Raw genomic sequence first — 20,226 nt, forward strand, 5'->3', positions numbered from 1 at the left:
TCGTTGAAAATCAGTGAAATATATCTAATCCACGTGTTTTGTTCATGAAATGTTCCATTTTCTCGCTCAATAATTTTTTTAAGAAGAATCCGAACAGGATAAAAATGAACCAGAAACCAAATAGGAAGATGAGGTCCATCCAGACTGTTGACCAAATAATTCCGCCGACAGCTTCACGCATCATTTCAATCGCATACGTAAATGGTAAAAAAGGGTTGATTATTTGGAAGAACCTCGGCAATAACTCGACTGGATAGGTTCCACCAGAGCCTGCAATTTGTAACACAAGCATCACAATTGCTAATGCTTTTCCTACATTACCGAAGACGGATACGAGTGTATAGACAACCGTTACAAATACGAGACTAATAAAAAGTCCAAATAAGATAAAGTAGGCAGGTGCTTGAATGGAGCCGTCTACTAAGAAAATATCTCCAATTGTAATAATGAGAGTTTGAATAAACGAGAAAGTTGCAAAAGTTAAGAGTCGACCAAAGTAAATTTCTCGAATACTATAAGATGTATCTCCATGGAGATTCACAGACAATAATGAAATTAACAGTAAACAGCCTACCCAAATAGATAGTACTGTGTAAAACGGTGTCATGGCTGTTCCATAGTTCGCAATAGGGAATACGCGATGTTCCTTTAATATAATAGGCTCCTCAAAGAAATCACGTTCGGCGTTGACATCATTTTTTAGTAATTGCACAATCTCTGCTAGATCCGCTTCTTCTTCTAAAGTTCGTAGCTTATTCGCTAATTCTTTGATTTTAGCACTTAAAGTTGGAAATTCAGTTTGTATTTTTTGAATAGCTTGATTTGCTGTTCCTAGCGTGTTTTTGGCCTGTGTCAATTTATCTGTTGCCTGAGGTATGAATTGTTTTACATTTGTCAACATGGTAGAAGCGTTAGTTAAAGTTTGTTTCGCACTGGTTAGGGTAGATCGAATTTGTGGCTCTAGACTTTCGTTATAGTAGGATAAGAATTTTTGTAAATTAGCTGTAGCATTTTGTGCGATTTGCTGAATAGCTGTAATGTCTTGCTTGATAACATCTTTATCAATTGGCTTTAATTGATCCACTTTATTTAGTAAATCGTCTTGTAGAGTCTGTAATTGTTGTAATGAGTTAAGCGCATTTGACGTAGAATCAATGAAGTTTGGTGGATGTTCCAAAGCTTCGCGAATGGCTGTAAGCTGTTCGATGATTGGTTGATTCGCTTCTGCATTACTTTCCTGTAAAGAACCAATAATGGTTGTTAAAGAGTCTTCTAATTGCTTACGAGTAGAAGCATCTGCCTGAATTAATTTTTGCAGTGCCTCAAGTGTTTGAATACTCTTGTTTATGTTGTCTTTAGAAGTTGACAATTGATTTTTAAGTGCCTCTTTCGTTTGCGTAATGGAGGCAGGGTCAAAATTTATACGATTGAGCTTATTGATGATCTCTGTAAAATGTTGGGCGATATTTTGAACAGTTGTGACATCCTTTTTGATGATAGGGGATAGTTCATTAAATAAAGCATCTGCTTCATTCACTAAATGTAAACCCCTTTGAATGGTAGTTAAACCATCTGTCGTTAGTTGTTTCACCTGTGGAACTTGTGTCAGCGCCTGATTAAGTAATTGATTTGCCTCCTTTCCTTGAGTAGAGGCTTGCGTTAAAAATGAATTAATATCAGGTAAATGCTGTTCGATAGTAAAAACATAATTTTCGAATTTGCGGAAATCAGGGATGTCACGTTCCATTTCAATTCCAATTGTATTAAAAATAGAAAAAAGTGTCCCATTGACGGTGGATACAAATTCATTCGAAACCTGCTGTGTAAGTACGCTCGCTCCTTTACTTGTAATTTTAGGGGCAATAGGATTCTTTTTTTCATTTACATAATAATCAATATGGGCCTTCGTTGGTTGGTCGGTTAAAATAGAGGTTAGTTTTTGCGAAAAATCATTTGGAATGATTATGACTGCAAAGTAATCACCATTTTTTAATTGTTCCTTAGCTTTTTTCTCTGTTTCGAGCTTCCAAGTAAAGCTTTTATTCGTACGTAAAGTCTCAATTACTTCATTCCCGACATTAATTGCTTCATCTCTTACCGTGGTTCCCGTATCTTCATTGACAATCGCGATTTTCATATTAGAGGTGTGAGCGTAAGGGTCCATGGAGGCATAAATATTTAGCCAGGCATAAAGAGATGGAAGAAAAATTAGTCCACCTATAATGACAGCTACGACCCAGTTTGTGACAATATTACGGATATCTTTTGTATAAATTTGAAAAACATGCTGGAACGAGTTTTTCATCATGATCACCCCACATTCAAATTTGCATGAACTCTCACTATGTATGTTCCCAAATATACTTGAAATTATGTTATAAATGTGAAATATCTTCATTTAAAGGCGAATTAGTTTACTAGGTTTTCAAAACAATTTATAATCAATCGCGAATGCACTAAAAGTAGGGCTTTTAGTGTAAAAAAGGAGGTCACTACTTTAGTGAAAAAATTATTAATTATTGGTTCAGTGATTGTTGTTTTATTTGCAGCAATTATTGTCCTTACCAATGTCTCAAATCAAAGTAAGTTAGAAATCGCAAAAAAACTTTATGGCGATAAAGAGCTTAAACAAGAAACAATCGATCAAGTAGATGACAAAAACTATCAAAACATTATGTTGCCAGACAAGTTAGAGGAAAAAATAAAAGCTGGTGAGCCTGTCAATGCTTATTTCTTCAGCCCGATTTGTATACACTGTCAAGCTTTCACGCCAGTGTTAATGCCAATTGCAGAAGAGCTAGGTGTTGATATTGCACAATTAAATGTCTATGAATACGATGATCTAACAGACAAGTATAATATTGAAGCAACACCAACATTTATTCGTTTCGAAGATGGTAAAGAAGTAAATCGCTTTGTAGGAGCTCTTAAAGAAGAAGATTTACGAACGTTCTTAAATACGGTTAAATAAATAGAAAAGGAAGAGACTGTATCATAATTATTTAGATACGGTCTCTTTTGTTTTTGTAGTGTATACTAAAAATACTGAATAGTTGTACACTGGAGGTATGATGAATGTCAATGGATGATTATTTTTATAATGGTGAACTGATGAAATGCTATGAATTAGCGAAGCAGGTGACAAACGAAGAGGACAAAGTATTGGCACAAAAATATATTCGATTATTAGAAGAATATGAATATGATCGTTATCCAAAGCCAACTGCTCATATCGAAGTACAGCATGTGGAACGAGCTGATGAAAGCTATCCAGAATCAGATCTAGTTGTAGAAATACGAGCAATAAAAGATGAAGAGGCATTTGCGAAGCGTATTCAGCAATTGGAGGAAGTCGCAAAAACTGGAACATCAGCTGACAAAGCGCAATCCTTTTTTACACAAGGAGAGCTGTTCTTATTCGCACATCATTACAATGAAAGTGTTCACTGTTTTCAGCAAGCAGTAAAGGAAAACCCAAATAAGGCTGTCTACTGGGGGATCACAGGGCAGACGATGCACCGCTTTGGCTGGATGCCATTTGATGCCCTCGGTTATTTGGAGCAAGCGATTCAGCTAGATCCAACAAATCCTCGATGGAAATGGAATAGAGCCCTCGTACTTATTCAATTGGCAAAAGATTTGCAAATGGCTCCATTTATAGCGAATGCTGCACTGACATTGGAGGATGCGCTAGCTTCTTGTGGTGAAGAGCAAAAATCGTTGAAAGCTGCTATTCAAAATACAATCGACAATATGGATAGCTATGTTTTCTCATAAGATAATTGGATGTCTCCAAAGTATATGGAGTCATCCTTTTTACTTAAAAATCAAGTGAGCGGGGTTCGTTGCCATATTTCACAATCATGGTATGATAAGAAAGAAAATGATTTGTAGATATAAAGGACGGATTTTTTATGGCACAAGAAGCGGCAAATAAGTTTATAGAAAACGTATGTAATCATTTAGTTCGCAATATGAATATTACAAAAGTGGAAGAGCATTTTAAAGAAACAATTACTATGCAGCGACAATCAGCCGCAACATCTATGGACTTTTGGGACATGTTGATGATTAATATGCTTTATTTTACTGAGAATGAACAGGCTTGGGAGCAGGAATTTCTAAATATGCTTCAAGCTAAGGAGTGGCTAAAGCCATCAGCTCTTGAAGAGGAATTATTAATGCATCAGATGCGAATTCGTCAACAAGTGGCAGAGCAATTGGATGCTGCAAAGAATTTATTCCATAAGCAATATGAGACAGAAGGCATGACAGAGGAAGCGATTATTTATGACTATGCCTATAGCTCTGCTGGGCATTCCATGCGTATGGATTTATTAACCGTGCTTGTATCCACGCCAGAGCAATCAAAAATACTCTTTGATGCAGATCCACAAGAAACGATACGAATTGTCAATGGTTATATTGCCTACCATACAGATGGATTAATTAATAAAACAAAATTACACTAATTTTGTTACAAAGCTTCACGCGAAAGGAATTTGATTAAATGAATACACCATTTACTTTTAACCATACACAACCAACAAATATGGACCCTACGAAGAAGTACCCTGCTATTTTTTTGCTTCATGGCATGGGCAGTCATGAAGATGATTTACCACAATTAGTGCAGGATTTTCAAGAGCAATGTCATATATTTAGCTTACGAGGGCCAATTACGCAACATCCCGGCTATGCTTTTTTTACCATTCAAGAGGTGGGGCAACCAGATCGTGCAATCTTCGATAAAGTGTTGATTGCATTGCAACGATTTATATTAGAGGCTATCGAAGAATATCAAATCGATCCTCATAAAGTATTTGTTTTAGGCTTTAGCCAAGGTGCGGTTTTAGCACAATCACTTGCCTTTGTGATGGGGAATTTAGTGACGGGTATTGTTGCATTAAGTGGCTATACGCCAAAGTTTGTGACGGAGGAGTATGCTATTCGTTCTGTAGAACATTTACATGCTTTTATTTCGCACGGTGATTATGATTATGTAATACCTTCTCAATGGGGAATGGAAAGCAAGGAGATCTTTGAACAATTTGGTGCCACGGTGACATTTAAACAATACCCAGATGGACATGGTGTAACACCTGATAATCTACGTGATCTAGTAGCATTTTTAGCGCAGCAACTACAGGAAGAAATTCAATAAAAGGAAATCCGAGGCAAAAATTTGTCTCGGTTTTTTTGGCTATCGTAATTCAAATTATTTTTCTCCAATAGTGTTTGGAAGAATCGAGGCAAGAAGGTTCAAATTCACGTCAGTCGGTGGTATCATAGTAGATGTTGTGAATGAACGTGCTTTGTTAGATGAAAAACATGTACTTTATGTGAAAAGAGAGACAGAACAGAACTAAAAGGGGTAAAATAATAATTTGATGTGCTAGATGCAAATTTTGTCGCTTTCTATCGATGAAAGCGTGTAGAAATTATGGAGAAAAGGAATTAAGCTGAATGGAACAAAATCTGAAAACGGAGCATAAACCACTATCCTCCGAAAAAACAAGAGGGAAGTCATCACGTTCTTCTATTTTAGCGCAAACCGTCAAGACAGGGATTATCAAATCCAATTTAATACCTATGTGGGCTGGTTTAACGCTAGGCATGTACAAAAATAAAATGACATTTGTAGACAATATACCAGAAATTATTTTTTCAACAATCGGTTCCGCCCTTGTCATTGGAGCTGCGGGGGCCTTTAATAATGTCTATGATCGTGATATTGATGCAATTATGCCTCGTACACAAAGCAGACCAACTGTAACAGGTGAAATGTCAGCAAAATCTACTTTATCATTAGCTGTTGTAATGTTAATTATTGGCGTAGCTGTGCTGGCACTTGCTTCACCTTTAGCAGCGGCATTTGGATTATTAGGTGTATTCCTATATGTAGTCCCTTATACAATGTGGACAAAGCGTCGTACGATATATAATACAGAAATCGGTAGTATTAGTGGTGCGGTGCCACCATTAATAGGTTGGTCTGCTGTATCTACAGATATTACACACCCAGCGATACTTGGTTTATTTTTTGTTATGGTCATTTGGCAAATGCCTCACTTTTATGCTATTGCCATTCGCAAACGTATAGACTATGAAGCAGCCAGTGTACCCATGCTACCAGTTATCAAAGGGATGCGTCGAACATATTATCAAACCAATTTCTATTTAATACTATTGATTCTATCAAGCTTTTTATTTGGCTCACTAAGTGTAGGCATCATGCTTGTGGCATTGATTTTAAGTGTTGCTTGGCTAGTGATGAGTATTTACGGTTATCATAGTAATACAGATCAAGTGAAATGGGCTACCAAAATGTTTGTTTTTTCCCTATTCCATATGACTATACTATTCACAACTGTTATTGTGTACTCGCTAGTAGGAGTTATTTTTAAGTTATATTAATTTTTCAAAAATTGCCCTGAAAAAAATAAAGTTGTGCGAAAACAATTGCGAAAATAAAAACCAACAAGTTTACTCGTTACTTGTTGGTTTTTTATTGTCGACAGAAATGATTTGGCGGCTAGGCCACTCGAATGCATGTAACTGTCCGCCAAACACAGCTCCACCATCAATGCCAATAATATTATTTTCTCCGAAATAAACATGATAATCAGTTGGATCATGATGCAGGTTATACGTAGGGGTATGGCCGAAGATTACTGTTTTTTCCCCTTGATAGCCTGCGTGGAATTCATCACGAATCCAAAGTAAGCGCATGGGGTCAGTTTCGGCTATTGCAGCACCTGGCACAACGCCACCGTGGACGAAAATAGCATCTTCTAACTCAATATATATTTCAAATGTCTCGATTAACTGTAAATGTTCTTCAAGCTTAGGGAGCGTTTTAATAAAGCTAGGCAGAGTATTACTTTGGATGGCTTCCTCAAAGTCTGCCAACTGATAGCCATAGCTTGCTAATGTTGCCTCACCACCACAAAGCCCTACCCAATGGTTCCATGGCTTAGCAAGACCTGAACGGCATGCATTGAGCATGATCGCCTCATGATTGCCTAGTAAAACTCGTGCACCTTTTGTCTGTAATTCACTCACTAAATTTAACACACCACTAGAAGAGGGCCCTCTATCAATATAATCACCAAGAAGAAAAAGCTGGTCGTTCATTGGGTCATAGTTTGCTTTTAATAATAATTCTTCCAGTAGCCCTAATTCTCCATGTATGTCACTAATTGCTAGTATACGGTTCATTTACGAGCATCCTTTCTAATAGTACAGCTTTACCCTTAAGTATAGAGAATTATTCTACAAGTTTCGACTTTTCTAGCTTCTCCTAGCTTTTTTCATAGAATTTTTAAAGAAACAATTCTCTTACTACTATGTTTATCATATGAAGGATGTTTTTATGGCTTTATTCATTTGTCTAGAGAAGATGGGTGATGAGAGGAGGGAAATGCTTGAAACGTAACAGCAGAAGCAAATTGCAATGCTCCTACTGTTTGACTTAAAAATTATATCTGTAGTTTTTCCCATGCTTGCTTAGCTATTTGTTCATCAAATGTTGAAATGAGGCGAAAATTATTGCTGTCTAAAATGCGATAATGCTGACTGATGACGTTTTGCTGTAGTCGAAAACCACCATACTCCTGAATGTTTTTCCACCATATGTATCCACCCATTGTTTTCTCTTTTGGCTGCAATGTTCCATTATTTGCGATTAAATCTACAACCTCTAATGGATCACCACCAAGCTCATGCTGTAAAATCGTACTGTCTCTACACAATGTGCAAACTGTAACAGTGGTTGTCCAGCCAGCTAGTATACGGCCCTTTTCAATTTGGACAAGTGTTTTTTTTGATAATCCTAGTAAATCACTCATTTGATCCTGTGTGAAAGCTTTTTCTGTACGGATTAATTTCAGTTTTTCTGAAACGAGTGTGATTAATTGTTCACGATTCATCCTAACACCCCTTATTTTCAGATTGTTAAGTTCCATTATACATGAAAGTAAAGAAGCGTGTTTTTCTTTCACCTTGGGAAGTGGCAAAGGTCGCGTAAAATTAAAACAGACTGCCCCTAATGGACAGTCTGTTGGATGTTAGATTTCATATTTTTTTGTATCCGAGATCACCCTGAAGTGGATGCCTTTAATCTGTGCGCTGACTTTATGGCGGAGTGTATCGATATCCACAAGCTCCTCTTTATTTTTGACACACACAGCAATCTCTTGTAAAAGCTTTGTAAAAGATTCTTTAAATAGAGAGCGCATATTATCGAAATCTAAACTACGAAAACTCCCATCAATATCGAAAGCTTCAACTGAATTTAATTGCTTGGAAGCTCCTGCAAACCGATCATCGTAGACTGTGTAATTTTCATCTGTTACCACGATAATAAATAGAACTTCTCCCGTGATTGTTTTTAACTCAATATTTGTTTTGTGTTTTTTTACATCAGTAATAATGTGAATACCATCTGAATGATATAGCTTAAATAATGTCATGTGTATGGCCCCCTGCAACTAAAATCATTTTCTCTATTCATTATATAGTGAAATGGCTAATAATGGAATAAGGAATACTGTTTCCTACTGTTACGATTGAACCTCTGTTTTAAGAGGTAGACTTTTTCGAAGAGGACGAACCTCGATATAATGAATTTGATGACCTTGTTGCTCATAGATGCTAAAAATATAGGAGCCTAGCTCAATATTTTTTGATGCTTTAATGCCGTTATTCACAGTTAAGAACCAACCACCTAATGTTTCCACTTCTTCAGCATCCAGGGTAATGTTTAATAGATTTTCTACATCTTCCACAAGCATTTTTGCATTTAATAAATAGTGATGATCTGTAATTTTTCGAATATCCGCAATTTCATCATCATCAAACTCATCTCGAATTTCACCAACAATTTCTTCTAAAATATCTTCAACCGTTACAAGACCAGATGTACCACCATATTCATCCATTAGGATAGCCATATGGATTCGTTCCTTTTGCATACGTACAAGTAATTCTTGAATGGGCATTGTTTCAATTACGCGAATGACTGGATTTATGAAATCTTCTAGAACTAAGGAGTCGTCTGTAAGTTGTTCAAGTAGACCCTGCGTTAGTAGTTCTTTCGCATTGATGAAACCTAATATATTATCTCGGTCCCCATCATAGATCGGGTAACGCGTATATTTTTCAGAAGCGATGTAATGAATAATGTTTGTAAAAGATTCATTTTGTTCAATTCCAATAATTTCTGTTCGGGGAACCATGATTTCACGAGCAATACGTTCATCAAATTCAAAGACGTTATTGACATATTTGAGCTCAGATTTATTGATTTCACCACTCTTAAAGCTTTCAGACAGTAATAATCGCAATTCTTCCTCTGTATGAGATAGCTCATGTTCGCTAGCAGGTTTCATACCGAATAAGCCAACTAACACGCGTGCAGAACCGTTCAAGAACCAAATAAATGGATACATGATCTTATAGAAAAACATAATGGGTTTTGCGAAAAGAAGTGTAATGGATTCAGCTTTTTGAATGGCAGCTGTTTTTGGGGCTAATTCGCCGACCACTACATGTAAAAACGTAGCAATGGCAAAGGCTGTTCCAATTGTAAAGATCGTCATATATTTATCAGAAATGCCGATTATTTCGAATAGCGGGTGAAGCATAAATTCAAAAGTTTTTTCACCAACCATCCCGATACCAAGAGCGGTTACAGTAATCCCTAATTGACACGCTGATAAGTATTCATCTAAGTGTTGAACAACATGTTTAGCAGCAACTGCTTTTTTATTGCCTTCTGCAACCAGCTGATCGAGTCTTGAGGAACGTACTTTTACAATGGCAAATTCTGTTGCCACGAAAAAGCCTGTTAAAGCTAATAGAATGGTAAAAATCGATAGGTTTATTATGGTCTCCAAATAGTCGTTCTGTAAAAACAGAACGTCACCTCCTAATTATGAATGAGTAATAATAAAGATTGCATTAATGCAATACTTTCGGGTGAAACATTTTTCTTAATCGTTTCAATTTTTTTATCATCTTGCTTGTTCATTTGTGCGAGCAGAGATGTAACATCATGCTCTAAATCTTGCATTTTTAAACGAAGCACCTGTACATCGATTTCTTCATAGGGTGTGATGTTTAACTCATGTTGGATTTGTACAAGTGAAAGCCCCTGTTGTTTGCGCTGTTCAATAAATTGAAGCCGTTTAATCATGGCTTGGTCATAGTAGCGATAATTTGCTGCAGAACGTTCTGCATCTAGCAAACCAATATTTGTATAGTAATCAATTGTTCGTTTAGTAATGCCTGTTTTTTCTGCAAGCTCGCCAATCTTTAATTTTTCTGTCCCAATGCAAACACCTCCAAACCATCACGTGATACTTTGATTATAACGTGATGGTTTTAGTTTATTCAAATGATAGCCTTTGATATTTCGAAATTATAAAATTTTTTTCAAAAAAAGAACGTTTCTACCATGATTAAATGGTAGAGACGTTCCTAGGTTTAAGGAAGTAAATAAGTATCGTATAGGTGATGGAGTGCTTCCTCACCATTTTTTTGTAAGAGAATTTCATCATTATATGTAAGTGTTATGCTCATTTGTTGGCTATCAATTTTGTCGTCAATTATTTGACAGGTAACAGTCACAAAGCCTGATTCAGTAAGCTTTTCTTTCATATCGTCACTCCACGCCTGATCAGAAAATAGTGGAGGCTGCCAAGTACCTCTCACATGTAGCTCATTTTTTTCAAGGTCATAATCCCAGCGTATGTCACGTAAAATAGTTTTAAATAGGTCATTAACCGTAAACGATGTATCTTTATAGTTAATGTCTAGAGCACGTATTGCATGGACATCTCGGCTAACTGCACTAGCTGCGGAATTAGCAGCTGAATTGATGCCTGAGGCAGCATCTTTAATTTCTGAAAATCGACCACCACAGCCAGAAAGTAGTGCGCAGATGCATGTGATACAAGCAACTTTTGTCATCCATTTCACAAGTAGTCCCTCCAGTCTAGTAAGTTGTTATAACTATCTTAACGAAAAGAAAAATATGAAGAAAGGGCATGAAGGCGGTAGTTTGTGACGGTTTTGCAACGATGCGACCTCCACTTGATTGTTCGGCATTTGAGAATTATATAAGTCTGAATATTTAGTAAAAAAACAAAAGAATGGGAGCGGTTTGTGATGAAAATTAATGATGAAATGCTTGATCGATTAGGAACATATTTTGTTTATCATGCTGTTTATGATACTTATGGGATTACGTTTGAAAACTTTGTGGAGCGTTGGCTACGAGGCATACTTGACATATAGTGAGCTGTACTTTAAAAAACTCCTGGAAACAGGAGTTTTTATCTATAAAAAAGACATATTTACTCTTAAATTAGATACTTTACTCATTGCTACTGATGCTATAATTAGCTTAATTGGTTACGTATCTATTACTTTCTATCTAAAAGGGATGATGCATATGAATTTATTGGGGAAAATTCTCACAACTGTCATTTGAACAGTAGGTATTCGCAGTTCTAACAGCTGTGAATATTTATCAAACAAAAAATTAAATGATTGAAACAGCTCAAAAAATGGCACAAGCAGAAACATCTAATAACGCGTACCAGATTCAAAATTTAATAAACAAGCACTTGATGTCATCTTACAACGTATTGGTTGTTACTGTGGCGCAAATTGACGAAGTGACAACTGCCTCTCTTTTAATTTAAAAGGAAACGGTAGAGGTAGTGCGGGCAGTGGAAAAATATGACGGCTGTCAGCCAGCAATCCTCAGCAGAAACAAGGGAGCTATTAGCAACGATGGAGCAGCAAAATCCCGCGGTTCAAAAAATATGGCATAAAGCTTATCAGGTATGACGAACTCCTTACAACAAACACTAGCAAAATTCCATTTTTAGTAGAGAACTAAGACTGCATGTCATCTTCTGTACAACGGGATGACATACGGCTAAATTGTAAGTTAATTACCACCAAAAATATTTTTCTGAATATTTAGTTATTTATTGACGCATAAATGCTATTATTTATTTAGTTGCTATAGGCAGGAGCTGGTACATATGAAATTACTACATAAAATATTACTGACAACGTTATCTACAATGATGATTGTGTTCATCATTATTTTAAGTGTCAATATTGTAAAAACTAATTCATTAGCAGTGGAGGATGCACGACAGCTTGCTCAATCGCGGGCGTCCGAAAGTGCATATAAAATGCAAATGGAACTTGATTATGCGATGGATACAGCAAGGACAGTAGCCTCTAATCTCCAAGCAATGGTAGCCAATCATAAGGGAGATCGTGATTTAGCAAACGAGATGCTCAAACAATTACTCGAACACAATGACACCTTTCTAGGGGTTTGGACGATTTGGGAGCCAAATGCCTTTGATGGACAAGATGCTCATTTTGCCAATTTGAAAGGGCATGATGCATCAGGTCGTTTCCTTCCATATTGGGCACGCAGCAACAACGATGTGACGCTTGCTCCTCTAGAAGACTATGAAACTAGTGATTATTATGTATTACCTAAAACGTTGAAACAAGAGGTTATTTTAGAGTCGTTAACTTACCCAGTTGACGGTCAGGATGTATTGATGACTTCCACAGCTATACCTATTCAAATAGATGGAAAAGTCGTTGGTCTTGTTGGCATTGATATAAGCTTAGAGACATTGGTTGCCATTAATAATGAAATTGTACTCTATGATACAGGATATAGTGCCATTGTGTCTCATAATGGGACGTTTGTTTCCCACCCATCTCCTGATTATGTCAATAGACCAGTGACTGAAATGGAAAAATATAAAAATACGGATAAAATTTTGTCTGCTGTTGAACAGGGCAAACCTTATCTAGTAGAGGATTATTCATCCTATTTACAGGAAGCTTCCTTTATTGCTGTCTCACCTATCCAAATTGGTCAAACGTCGACACCGTGGGCATTGCAGGTAATTATTCCATCTGATGAGGCAATGTGGTTATCAAGTGAGGCTATCTAGCTATGAGTAATGGCAGCGATTATTGGTATTATTGTATTAGTTGGTGCCATTACTTGGATAGCTCAACGGATCGTCAAACCAGTGGTTCAGACAGTGGAACAGGTCAAAACCATTGCTGGTGGAAATTTAGCAGTGGAGCCGTTACAGGTTCGTTCGAAGGATGAAATTGGCGAGCTTGCACATGCAATGAATCATATGACAGACAATATGCGTGAGCTGTTACAAGCGGCTACACATATTTCCAATCAGGTGAATGTATACAGCGGAGAATTACGTGCTTCTACCAATGATATGAGCATCAGTATCGAACAGGTGCTAACAACAACAAGTGAGTTGGCGACAGGTGCTACCGTACAAGCCGAACAGGCCTCTACTACTTTAGGCGTTACACAAGAGGTTGAGCATAAATTGCAAGCAATTCAAATGGCAATTGAAGAAATGCTTCAGGAATCTCAGCTTACAACAGCGTCTTCTAAACAAGGTTTAATTCATGCAGAGCAGTCTATTCAAGGGATGGAAGTGATGTCTGAAAAAGTGTCACTGACAGCTATGGTCGTCCAACAGCTCAGCGACCAATCAACAGAAATTAATCGTATTTTACAAGTCATTAATGCTATTGCAGGTCAAACAAATTTATTAGCATTAAATGCGGCGATAGAAGCTGCTCGTGCAGGTGAGCACGGCAAGGGCTTTTCGATTGTGGCAGAGGAAGTACGAAAGCTTGCAGAAGAATCAGCCAAATCAACAAGCCAAATCGCCTCCATTATTGATATGGTTGTTAGGGAAGCAGCAAAGGCTAGTGATGCTATGCAAAGTGTTGTCTTAGCTGTGGAAAACAATACGCAATATATTGATGCCAATAAGCAGGCACTTGATGCGATTTTACGCCATATTGTCGATACAGTAGCGCAAATCGATAATGTGACAGCTGCCTCCAGTGTCATTCAAAGGGAGACGCAGGAGGTTGTACGTGCAGTGGAAAATATGACAGCTGTTAGCCAGCAATCCTCAGCAGGAACAGAGGAGTTATTGGCAACGATGGAACAGCAGAATTTAGCGGTTCATGACATCAATAGCAAAGCCCAACAATTAACAGCTATGACGGACTCTTTACAGGCAGCACTAGCTAAATTTCAATATTAAATTAAAAGAGCTGTAGGCAAGGTGAAATTTTCATCCAACCTTGCCTACAGCTCTTAATACTTATTTGAAAAATTGTGTAATAAATTGATTCGCTTCCTGCCAGTTATAAACCCTTACAACATTATTTGGAACGGCAAGACGATTATAAGGTGTATCAAATAACACAACAGGTATTTTTAATTCCTCTGCCAGCATCACAGCATTATCATGCTTATCCTCAAAGAAAGCTTCTACACGATGTTTTTTTGCAGCGGCTAGTTTATCATGGCTGCCGAGAAGCTCGATATGGTCGTAAGGTATAGCTTGCGATTTAAACCAATTGACAGTGATGTCTGCTACATTTTCACCACGTGCAGAAATATAATACAGCTCAAAATTATTTTTCCAAGCGCTTAGAATATTTTTTGCATCTTTTGCCACCTCAGAGACTTCGTACATATAAGGTTCATTTTCCTTAAACCAAGTATTAAAGGCACTTCGGTCAATAGGGTGTGGGAAGGCAGATAAAAAATCATATTCACAAACATCATCTAGCGTAATATTTACATTGTACTGTTTATTAATATGTGGAATGAGTGTACTTGGACATGTCACAGTCCCATCAATATCAATACCAAAGCGGGGCTTTTTCATGCTAGCACCTCCTTAGGCATTCGCTTTTTGAGCTTCTTCCGCTGCACGTTTTTCTTCCATTTCTGCTGCTAATTTATCAATTTCTTTCTTCAGTTCTTCCACCATTGTTTCTTCTGGCACTTTACGGACTGTTTTCCCCTTCATGAATAACAAGCCTTCACCACGGGCACCAGCAATACCGATATCTGCCTCACGCGCTTCTCCAGGACCGTTTACCGCACAGCCTAGAACAGCCACTTTTAACGGTACATTTAATTTTGAAATATATTCTTCTACTTCATTTCCAATAGAAATTAAATCAATTTCAATGCGTCCACATGTTGGGCAAGAAATCAAAGTTGCCATATTAGAAGCGAGGCCAAAGGATTTTAATAGTTCCCGTGCTACTTTAACCTCTTCTACAGGGTCAGCGGAAAGGGAGATACGTAATGTGTTTCCTATACCTTTTGATAGGATGGCTCCAAGACCTGCTGCTGATTTTACAGTACCAGCAAATAATGTTCCTGATTCTGTAATCCCTAAATGTAGCGGATAATTAAAGGCTTTAGACGCCTTTTCATAGGCTTCAATGGCAAGGTTAACGTCAGATGCCTTCATTGATACGATAATATCGTGGAAGTCCAAGTCTTCCAAAATTTTAATATGGTGTAGAGCAGATTCTACCATACCATCAGCCGTAGGATAACCGTATTTTTCTAAAATATGTCGCTCTAATGAACCGGCATTTACACCAATACGAATTGGTATACCTTTTGCTTTGGCTGCATTAACAACAGCTTCCACTTTTTCTTTACGACCAAAATTACCTGGATTAATACGTACTTTATCAATACCATTTTCAATGGCTTTTAATGCTAATCTATAATCAAAATGAATATCAGCTACTAATGGAATATGAATACGTTTTTTGATTTCGGCAATCGCGTCCGCTGCACGTTCATCTGGTACAGCAACACGAACAACTTGACAGCCTGCTTCCTCAAGACGAAGAATTTCTGCAACTGTTGCTTCTACATCATGTGTTTTGGTTGTACACATACTTTGAATGAATAATTCATTACTACCACCAATTGTTAAGTTACCGACACTCACAGGACGTGTATTTGAACGGTGACAAATTTCACTCATTAACTTTCTCTCCTTTTCGGGCCACTATTTTCAGCCGTCACTGTCATTTATTTTAGCAGTGTAAGAAAATAAGGACAAGGAAGAAACGCTAACTTTTCATTTTCCGCATTTGTTTTCAAGCTCAAATGAGAGAGGAAGCTTGATATTTTCACCTGGAACTAGTGCTTGTAATTGTAAGTGTGGGTTTAAGTTGTAAAAAAGTTGTAAGCGTTCTGGAAAGGTCATGGGAACTTTAGCAGGGTGTAGAGCAAATAAACTATGAATGGTATCTCCTTCAATCGTTTGTACAGTAATATAATTTGGCTCACGCTGTTGTTCACAAAGTCCGTTTTCTGAGCTCTTTGTGGATAAAGCCGCAAGTGGGATGGACCCTTCTGTTAAATCTACTTTGACGACAAAGGCAATTACGATGATGATAGTTGTTAAGATGAATGCTCGCAAAAAATCCCCTCCTTTTCTACACTATATTGAGAAGAGAGGGGATTCATGCACATTATTTTATATTTGGTTGTTTTGGATATTTTGTAAAGGCCACAATTAATAGAGAAATGGTTAAAAATAAAGATAGTACAGTGATAACAGTACTGCTAACGGGCATATAGTCTGCTAACATCGAAAGTAACGTAGCCCAAGTGATCGCAAAGGTAGTTGTTCTCCAGATATGGCGATACTCACCCCGACGCTTCATCGCCTTCAAGATAAATAAACCTGCTAAAGCATAAAGGGCAATTTGTGCAAAAATAAGCATTGTTGTCACGACGAAAAGCATTAGGAAGGTGAATGGATATAAGAGCCATTTAATGCCCTCTATGTAATCTGTTAAACCAGTTAAACTATCCATATCGAATGTATCAACGGACATACCTGCTGCAAAACGACCTAAAGAGAATACGGACACAATGGTAATCAGTAGAAAAGTATATTGAATAACCTTTCCAATAGGTAATAAACGATAGGCTGCTAGTTTTTTAGGATGTATAAGACTATCAATAAAAAGCTGTGAGTGTTTCATGCTATATCTCCTCCAATCGATATTTTAACATGTTCAATGAGGACAAGATATGAAAGAAGTATAAATGAGGAGGGTCTTGATGTTAAAATGTTAACATTATGTAAAGAAGTTAAAGGATTTCTTTACTTTTTGTTTGGAATCATTTAATGATTAGAACGAGGGTAGTAGAGATGTAGGAATTGGAGCGAAAACAATTGACAATAGATTGGCAAAGCATTCTCTTTCAGTTTTTAGGCGGACTAGGGGTCTTTTTATTTTCCATTAAATTCATGGGGGATGGGCTTCAAAAATCAGCGGATGATCGGTTACGTGAATGGTTAAATCGCTTTACCACAAACCCTGTTATGGGTGTCCTGGTAGGTATATTTGTAACAATTTGCATACAATCAAGTTCTGCCACAACAGTCATCACTGTAGGGTTAGTGAGTGCTGGTTTTTTAACACTGCGTCAAGCAATCGGCGTCATTATGGGGGCAAATATTGGTACAACTATTACAGCATTTATTATTGGTATTAATATTGGACTCTATTTTTACCCTTTATTGGCAATTGGGGCAGCCTGTTTATTTTTCTTAAAGAAAGCAACGTATCAACATATTGGTCAGATTCTATTTGGCTTTGGCGGTTTATTTTTAGGGCTAGAGTTGATGAGTGCTAGTATGCAGGCGTTACACCAGCTTGCAGATTTTGCATCGTTAACGCTTCATTTAAGCAATCAACCGATATTAGGCATATTTTTAGGAACCATTTTCACATTACTTGTGCAAAGCTCTACCGCAACGGTGGGGGTATTGCAAGGTTTATATGCAGAACAATTAATTGGTTTAAATAGTGCCTTACCGATATTGTTTGGGGAAAATATTGGCACGACCATTACAGCTGTTTTAGCTTCTCTTGGTGCTTCTATTTACGCTAAGCGTGCAGCAGCGGCTCATGTATTATTTAATGTGATTGGAACGATTATTTTCATGTTATTGTTCACACCGTTTATGCAATATGTACAGTGGATCAGTGGCGTATTTCATTTAGAGCCTCGCATGCAGATTGCCATTGCTCATGGCTCATTCAATGTCTTTAATATGATGATCCAACTACCATTTATTGCTGGACTCGCAGCCTTAGTTACAAAGCTATTGCCGGGACATGATGGCCATATCAATGTAACAACTAAGCATTTAGATCCTTCATTCATTGATTCCTCTCCTGCTATTGCGCTAGGTCAAGCTAAAGAAGAGGTATTACGCATGGGTGAACATGCATTGCGTGGGTTAGAAGAAACGTTTTTATATATGAAATCTGGAGAGACAGAGCATATTCCAACGGTGCTACAGCTAGAAGTCGGGCTTAATCATCTAGACAATGAAATTACTGATTATTTAGTAATGGTGTCTAAGCAGCCTCTTTCCCGTGCAGACTCTGTAAGACATCATACTTTATTGACAAATGTAAGGGATTTTGAACGAATTGGGGATCATTTTGAAAATATATTAGAGCTTTTACAGTACAAGGATCACCACGAGGTAAGCTTAAGTAAATCAGCGCGACAGGACTTAATAGGTATGTTTAGTTTAGCCATAGAGGCAGTGCGCAAAAGTATAGAAGCATTAGATACCGCTAGCTTAAGTTTAGCTCAAGAAGTAACAGAGCTAGAAAGCCTGATTGATGATATGGAAGATAAACTACGTCAAAAGCATATTGCCCGATTAAACACAAATGAGTGTAGTGGGGCTGCAGGAATTGTTTATATGGATATCGTTAGCAACCTAGAGCGTATAGGAGACCATGCAGTAAATATTGCAGATTCTATTTTAGGCATTCGTCATTAATGAAACTTTTCACTTTGTTATTTCGTATGAAAGGCAATGCACGTTAAAAGGAGAGAATCTTTATGGAAGTTGTTGGCTGGATCTTAGTGATTGCCTGCTTTATTATTTCATTTATTGGTTTAGTATATCCAATTATTCCCGGAGTACTGTTTTTAGTCGGTGGGTTTTTGCTCTATGGCTTATTTTTCTCATTCGCAGAGCTAAGCTGGTGGTTTTGGGTCATTGAAATACTATTTGTCGTGTTGTTATTTGGGGCAGATACTGTGGCAAATGCGTTTGGTATCAAAAAGTTTGGTGGTTCCAATGCTGGCATGTGGGGGAGCACCATTGGGTTATTAATTGGTCCATTTGTGATCCCTGTGGCAGGGATTTTAATTGGACCATTTTTAGGGGCTGTGATTGCGGAACTAATCGTTGAGAAACGTACATTTAGTGAGGCAGTGAAAAGTGGTGTAGGTTCTTTAATTGGCTTTTTGACATCTACTGTTGTCAAGGCTGTTATTCAAATTGTTATGATTATTGTATTTTTTATCGCCATTTAATGCCTTTCTTTTAAGGTTTAGTGTGTGAGAGAAAAGGGTAAGATAGTAAACATATCGGTATTTCGGTCAAAAGGCTGAAATCTTCAAATTGAAGTATTTTTCGTTGAATGGTTTGACCAATTTTGATAATCTAAGGATGTACTAATTATTTCTAATTTTAGGGAGGAACTTAACAATGGCTTACGAATTACCACAATTAACTTACGCTTATGACGCATTAGAACCACATATCGATGCAAAAACAATGGAAATTCACCATTCTAAACACCACAATACTTATGTAACAAACTTAAACGCAGCAGTAGAAGGTACTGAATTTGCAGAAAAAGACATTAACGACTTAATCGCAAACCTAGATGCTCTTCCAGCTGACAAACAAACTGCTGTACGCAACAACGGTGGCGGACATGCTAACCATACATTATTCTGGGAAGTAATCGCTCCAGGCGGTTCAAATACACCAGTTGGTGAAGTAGCAAAAGCAATCGATGCTAAATTCGGTTCTTTCGACGCTTTCAAAGAAGAATTTGCTAAAGCTGCTACAACTCGCTTTGGTTCAGGTTGGGCTTGGTTAATCGTTGATGGTGACTCAGTTGCTGTTACGTCTACTCCAAACCAAGACTCTCCAGTAATGGAAGGGAAAACACCAGTTTTAGGCTTAGATGTATGGGAACATGCATACTACCTAAACTATCAAAACCGTCGTCCAGATTACATCGGTGCTTTCTGGAACGTAGTAAACTGGGATGTAGTAGAAGCTAAATTCCAAGCTGCAAAATAATAACGGATAAATGGCTGTGCCTAAAGTGAGCAATCACGGAGGCATAGCCTTTTTTTGTTGGATAAAACAGCAAATTAAGGGATAGAATCTGAAAATATCAGGATAATGAAGACGAAATATAAGGAGAGCGTGAAATAGGGCAACCTTTCTCCATAAA

Annotated in this window: 23 protein-coding genes; 12 read left to right on the top strand and 11 right to left on the bottom strand. The window is 37.4% G+C overall.

Annotated elements, in window-relative coordinates:
* Nucleotides 1-10: 10 nt before the first annotated feature.
* Nucleotides 11-2,305 (bottom strand): YhgE/Pip domain-containing protein, encoded by a 2,295-nt coding sequence (locus tag ACHZEU_RS22005; protein ID WP_279495594.1) that lies wholly within the window; start codon nt 2,303-2,305, stop codon nt 11-13.
* Between the two features lie 195 nt (nt 2,306-2,500).
* Here ACHZEU_RS22005 and ACHZEU_RS22010 point away from each other — a divergent pair, with 195 nt between their 5' ends.
* From ACHZEU_RS22010 to cyoE, 5 genes are all read left to right on the top strand, one after another.
* Nucleotides 2,501-2,971 (top strand): co-chaperone YbbN, encoded by a 471-nt coding sequence (locus ACHZEU_RS22010; protein WP_066036434.1) that lies wholly within the window; start codon nt 2,501-2,503, stop codon nt 2,969-2,971.
* A gap of 104 nt (nt 2,972-3,075) precedes the next feature.
* Nucleotides 3,076-3,777, top strand: a complete 702-nt coding sequence (locus tag ACHZEU_RS22015; protein ID WP_054548534.1) for an O-linked GlcNAc transferase — start codon at nt 3,076-3,078, stop codon at nt 3,775-3,777.
* Between the two features lie 137 nt (nt 3,778-3,914).
* A complete protein-coding gene (locus ACHZEU_RS22020; RefSeq protein ID WP_066036433.1) occupies nt 3,915-4,472 on the top strand; it encodes a hypothetical protein in 558 nt (185 codons plus the stop codon).
* A gap of 38 nt (nt 4,473-4,510) precedes the next feature.
* Nucleotides 4,511-5,164, top strand: a complete 654-nt coding sequence (locus ACHZEU_RS22025; RefSeq protein ID WP_066036432.1) for an alpha/beta hydrolase — start codon at nt 4,511-4,513, stop codon at nt 5,162-5,164.
* 302 nt (nt 5,165-5,466) lie between these two features.
* Nucleotides 5,467-6,417, top strand: a complete 951-nt coding sequence (gene cyoE / locus ACHZEU_RS22030; RefSeq protein ID WP_115674090.1) for a heme o synthase — start codon at nt 5,467-5,469, stop codon at nt 6,415-6,417.
* Between the two features lie 69 nt (nt 6,418-6,486).
* On the opposite strand, the gene ACHZEU_RS22035 is transcribed toward cyoE, so the two are convergent.
* From ACHZEU_RS22035 to ACHZEU_RS22060, 6 genes are all read right to left on the bottom strand, one after another.
* The gene (locus tag ACHZEU_RS22035; RefSeq protein ID WP_269898104.1) at nt 6,487-7,221 is read right to left on the bottom strand and encodes a metallophosphoesterase; all 735 of its coding nucleotides are present in this window, start codon (nt 7,219-7,221) and stop codon (nt 6,487-6,489) included.
* Between the two features lie 260 nt (nt 7,222-7,481).
* Entirely contained in the window at nt 7,482-7,931 is a 450-nt protein-coding gene (locus tag ACHZEU_RS22040; protein ID WP_009370152.1) for a helix-turn-helix transcriptional regulator, read from the bottom strand.
* 138 nt (nt 7,932-8,069) lie between these two features.
* The gene (locus tag ACHZEU_RS22045) at nt 8,070-8,474 is read right to left on the bottom strand and encodes a hypothetical protein (RefSeq protein ID WP_004227282.1); all 405 of its coding nucleotides are present in this window, start codon (nt 8,472-8,474) and stop codon (nt 8,070-8,072) included.
* 90 nt (nt 8,475-8,564) lie between these two features.
* Complete coding sequence (locus ACHZEU_RS22050; protein WP_048392236.1) at nt 8,565-9,899, bottom strand: hemolysin family protein; 1,335 nt, start codon at nt 9,897-9,899, stop codon at nt 8,565-8,567.
* 32 nt (nt 9,900-9,931) lie between these two features.
* Nucleotides 9,932-10,336: a MerR family transcriptional regulator gene (locus ACHZEU_RS22055; protein ID WP_308339959.1), complete on the bottom strand. Its 405-nt coding sequence runs from the start codon at nt 10,334-10,336 to the stop codon at nt 9,932-9,934.
* A gap of 152 nt (nt 10,337-10,488) precedes the next feature.
* Nucleotides 10,489-10,974: a hypothetical protein gene (locus ACHZEU_RS22060; protein ID WP_269899005.1), complete on the bottom strand. Its 486-nt coding sequence runs from the start codon at nt 10,972-10,974 to the stop codon at nt 10,489-10,491.
* Nucleotides 10,975-11,172: 198 nt separating this feature from the next.
* Between ACHZEU_RS22060 and ACHZEU_RS22065 the strand changes: the two genes are divergently transcribed.
* The 4 genes from ACHZEU_RS22065 (at nt 11,173) to ACHZEU_RS22080 (ending at nt 14,147) form a co-directional block, all read left to right on the top strand.
* On the top strand, nt 11,173-11,301 hold the full coding sequence (locus ACHZEU_RS22065) for a hypothetical protein (protein WP_255349862.1): 129 nt from the start codon (nt 11,173-11,175) through the stop codon (nt 11,299-11,301).
* 251 nt (nt 11,302-11,552) lie between these two features.
* Nucleotides 11,553-11,711 (top strand): hypothetical protein, encoded by a 159-nt coding sequence (locus tag ACHZEU_RS22070; protein ID WP_279495593.1) that lies wholly within the window; start codon nt 11,553-11,555, stop codon nt 11,709-11,711.
* Between the two features lie 348 nt (nt 11,712-12,059).
* A complete protein-coding gene (locus ACHZEU_RS22075; protein ID WP_404803763.1) occupies nt 12,060-13,004 on the top strand; it encodes a cache domain-containing protein in 945 nt (314 codons plus the stop codon).
* A 9-nt stretch (nt 13,005-13,013) separates the two neighbouring features.
* Nucleotides 13,014-14,147 (top strand): methyl-accepting chemotaxis protein, encoded by a 1,134-nt coding sequence (locus ACHZEU_RS22080; protein ID WP_404803764.1) that lies wholly within the window; start codon nt 13,014-13,016, stop codon nt 14,145-14,147.
* Nucleotides 14,148-14,207: 60 nt separating this feature from the next.
* On the opposite strand, the gene ACHZEU_RS22085 is transcribed toward ACHZEU_RS22080, so the two are convergent.
* From ACHZEU_RS22085 to ACHZEU_RS22100, 4 genes are all read right to left on the bottom strand, one after another.
* The gene (locus tag ACHZEU_RS22085) at nt 14,208-14,780 is read right to left on the bottom strand and encodes a 5' nucleotidase, NT5C type (RefSeq protein ID WP_048392241.1); all 573 of its coding nucleotides are present in this window, start codon (nt 14,778-14,780) and stop codon (nt 14,208-14,210) included.
* A gap of 12 nt (nt 14,781-14,792) precedes the next feature.
* Nucleotides 14,793-15,908 (bottom strand): flavodoxin-dependent (E)-4-hydroxy-3-methylbut-2-enyl-diphosphate synthase, encoded by a 1,116-nt coding sequence (gene ispG, locus ACHZEU_RS22090; protein ID WP_404803765.1) that lies wholly within the window; start codon nt 15,906-15,908, stop codon nt 14,793-14,795.
* Between the two features lie 96 nt (nt 15,909-16,004).
* Entirely contained in the window at nt 16,005-16,349 is a 345-nt protein-coding gene (locus ACHZEU_RS22095; protein WP_004230996.1) for a hypothetical protein, read from the bottom strand.
* 52 nt (nt 16,350-16,401) lie between these two features.
* On the bottom strand, nt 16,402-16,920 hold the full coding sequence (locus ACHZEU_RS22100) for a DUF1189 family protein (protein WP_048392242.1): 519 nt from the start codon (nt 16,918-16,920) through the stop codon (nt 16,402-16,404).
* 194 nt (nt 16,921-17,114) lie between these two features.
* Between ACHZEU_RS22100 and ACHZEU_RS22105 the strand changes: the two genes are divergently transcribed.
* The 3 genes from ACHZEU_RS22105 (at nt 17,115) to ACHZEU_RS22115 (ending at nt 20,069) form a co-directional block, all read left to right on the top strand.
* Nucleotides 17,115-18,746 carry a Na/Pi cotransporter family protein gene (locus ACHZEU_RS22105; protein ID WP_048392243.1) on the top strand — a complete coding sequence of 544 codons (1,632 nt, stop codon included), beginning with the start codon at nt 17,115-17,117 and terminating at the stop codon, nt 18,744-18,746.
* Nucleotides 18,747-18,808: 62 nt separating this feature from the next.
* Nucleotides 18,809-19,288: a DUF456 domain-containing protein gene (locus ACHZEU_RS22110; protein WP_004230999.1), complete on the top strand. Its 480-nt coding sequence runs from the start codon at nt 18,809-18,811 to the stop codon at nt 19,286-19,288.
* A gap of 175 nt (nt 19,289-19,463) precedes the next feature.
* On the top strand, nt 19,464-20,069 hold the full coding sequence (locus tag ACHZEU_RS22115) for a superoxide dismutase (protein ID WP_016995356.1): 606 nt from the start codon (nt 19,464-19,466) through the stop codon (nt 20,067-20,069).
* Nucleotides 20,070-20,226 lie beyond the last annotated feature (157 nt).

This window comes from Lysinibacillus sp. S1, from assembly GCF_044986265.1.
Classification (GTDB): Bacteria; Bacillota; Bacilli; order Bacillales_A; family Planococcaceae; genus Lysinibacillus; species Lysinibacillus capsici.

Coding starts and splice junctions, on each gene's coding strand:
- ACHZEU_RS22005 (WP_279495594.1), bottom strand. CDS start 2,305: ATGAAAAACTCGTTCCAGCATGTTTTTCAAATTTATACAAAAGATATC.
- ACHZEU_RS22015 (WP_054548534.1), top strand. CDS start 3,076: ATGTCAATGGATGATTATTTTTATAATGGTGAACTGATGAAATGCTAT.
- ACHZEU_RS22020 (WP_066036433.1), top strand. CDS start 3,915: ATGGCACAAGAAGCGGCAAATAAGTTTATAGAAAACGTATGTAATCAT.
- ACHZEU_RS22025 (WP_066036432.1), top strand. CDS start 4,511: ATGAATACACCATTTACTTTTAACCATACACAACCAACAAATATGGAC.
- cyoE (WP_115674090.1), top strand. CDS start 5,467: ATGGAACAAAATCTGAAAACGGAGCATAAACCACTATCCTCCGAAAAA.
- ACHZEU_RS22035 (WP_269898104.1), bottom strand. CDS start 7,221: ATGAACCGTATACTAGCAATTAGTGACATACATGGAGAATTAGGGCTA.
- ACHZEU_RS22040 (WP_009370152.1), bottom strand. CDS start 7,931: ATGAATCGTGAACAATTAATCACACTCGTTTCAGAAAAACTGAAATTA.
- ACHZEU_RS22045 (WP_004227282.1), bottom strand. CDS start 8,474: ATGACATTATTTAAGCTATATCATTCAGATGGTATTCACATTATTACT.
- ACHZEU_RS22060 (WP_269899005.1), bottom strand. CDS start 10,974: ATGACAAAAGTTGCTTGTATCACATGCATCTGCGCACTACTTTCTGGC.
- ACHZEU_RS22065 (WP_255349862.1), top strand. CDS start 11,173: ATGAAAATTAATGATGAAATGCTTGATCGATTAGGAACATATTTTGTT.
- ACHZEU_RS22070 (WP_279495593.1), top strand. CDS start 11,553: ATGATTGAAACAGCTCAAAAAATGGCACAAGCAGAAACATCTAATAAC.
- ACHZEU_RS22075 (WP_404803763.1), top strand. CDS start 12,060: ATGAAATTACTACATAAAATATTACTGACAACGTTATCTACAATGATG.
- ACHZEU_RS22080 (WP_404803764.1), top strand. CDS start 13,014: ATGGCAGCGATTATTGGTATTATTGTATTAGTTGGTGCCATTACTTGG.
- ACHZEU_RS22085 (WP_048392241.1), bottom strand. CDS start 14,780: ATGAAAAAGCCCCGCTTTGGTATTGATATTGATGGGACTGTGACATGT.
- ispG (WP_404803765.1), bottom strand. CDS start 15,908: ATGAGTGAAATTTGTCACCGTTCAAATACACGTCCTGTGAGTGTCGGT.
- ACHZEU_RS22100 (WP_048392242.1), bottom strand. CDS start 16,920: ATGAAACACTCACAGCTTTTTATTGATAGTCTTATACATCCTAAAAAA.
- ACHZEU_RS22110 (WP_004230999.1), top strand. CDS start 18,809: ATGGAAGTTGTTGGCTGGATCTTAGTGATTGCCTGCTTTATTATTTCA.
- ACHZEU_RS22115 (WP_016995356.1), top strand. CDS start 19,464: ATGGCTTACGAATTACCACAATTAACTTACGCTTATGACGCATTAGAA.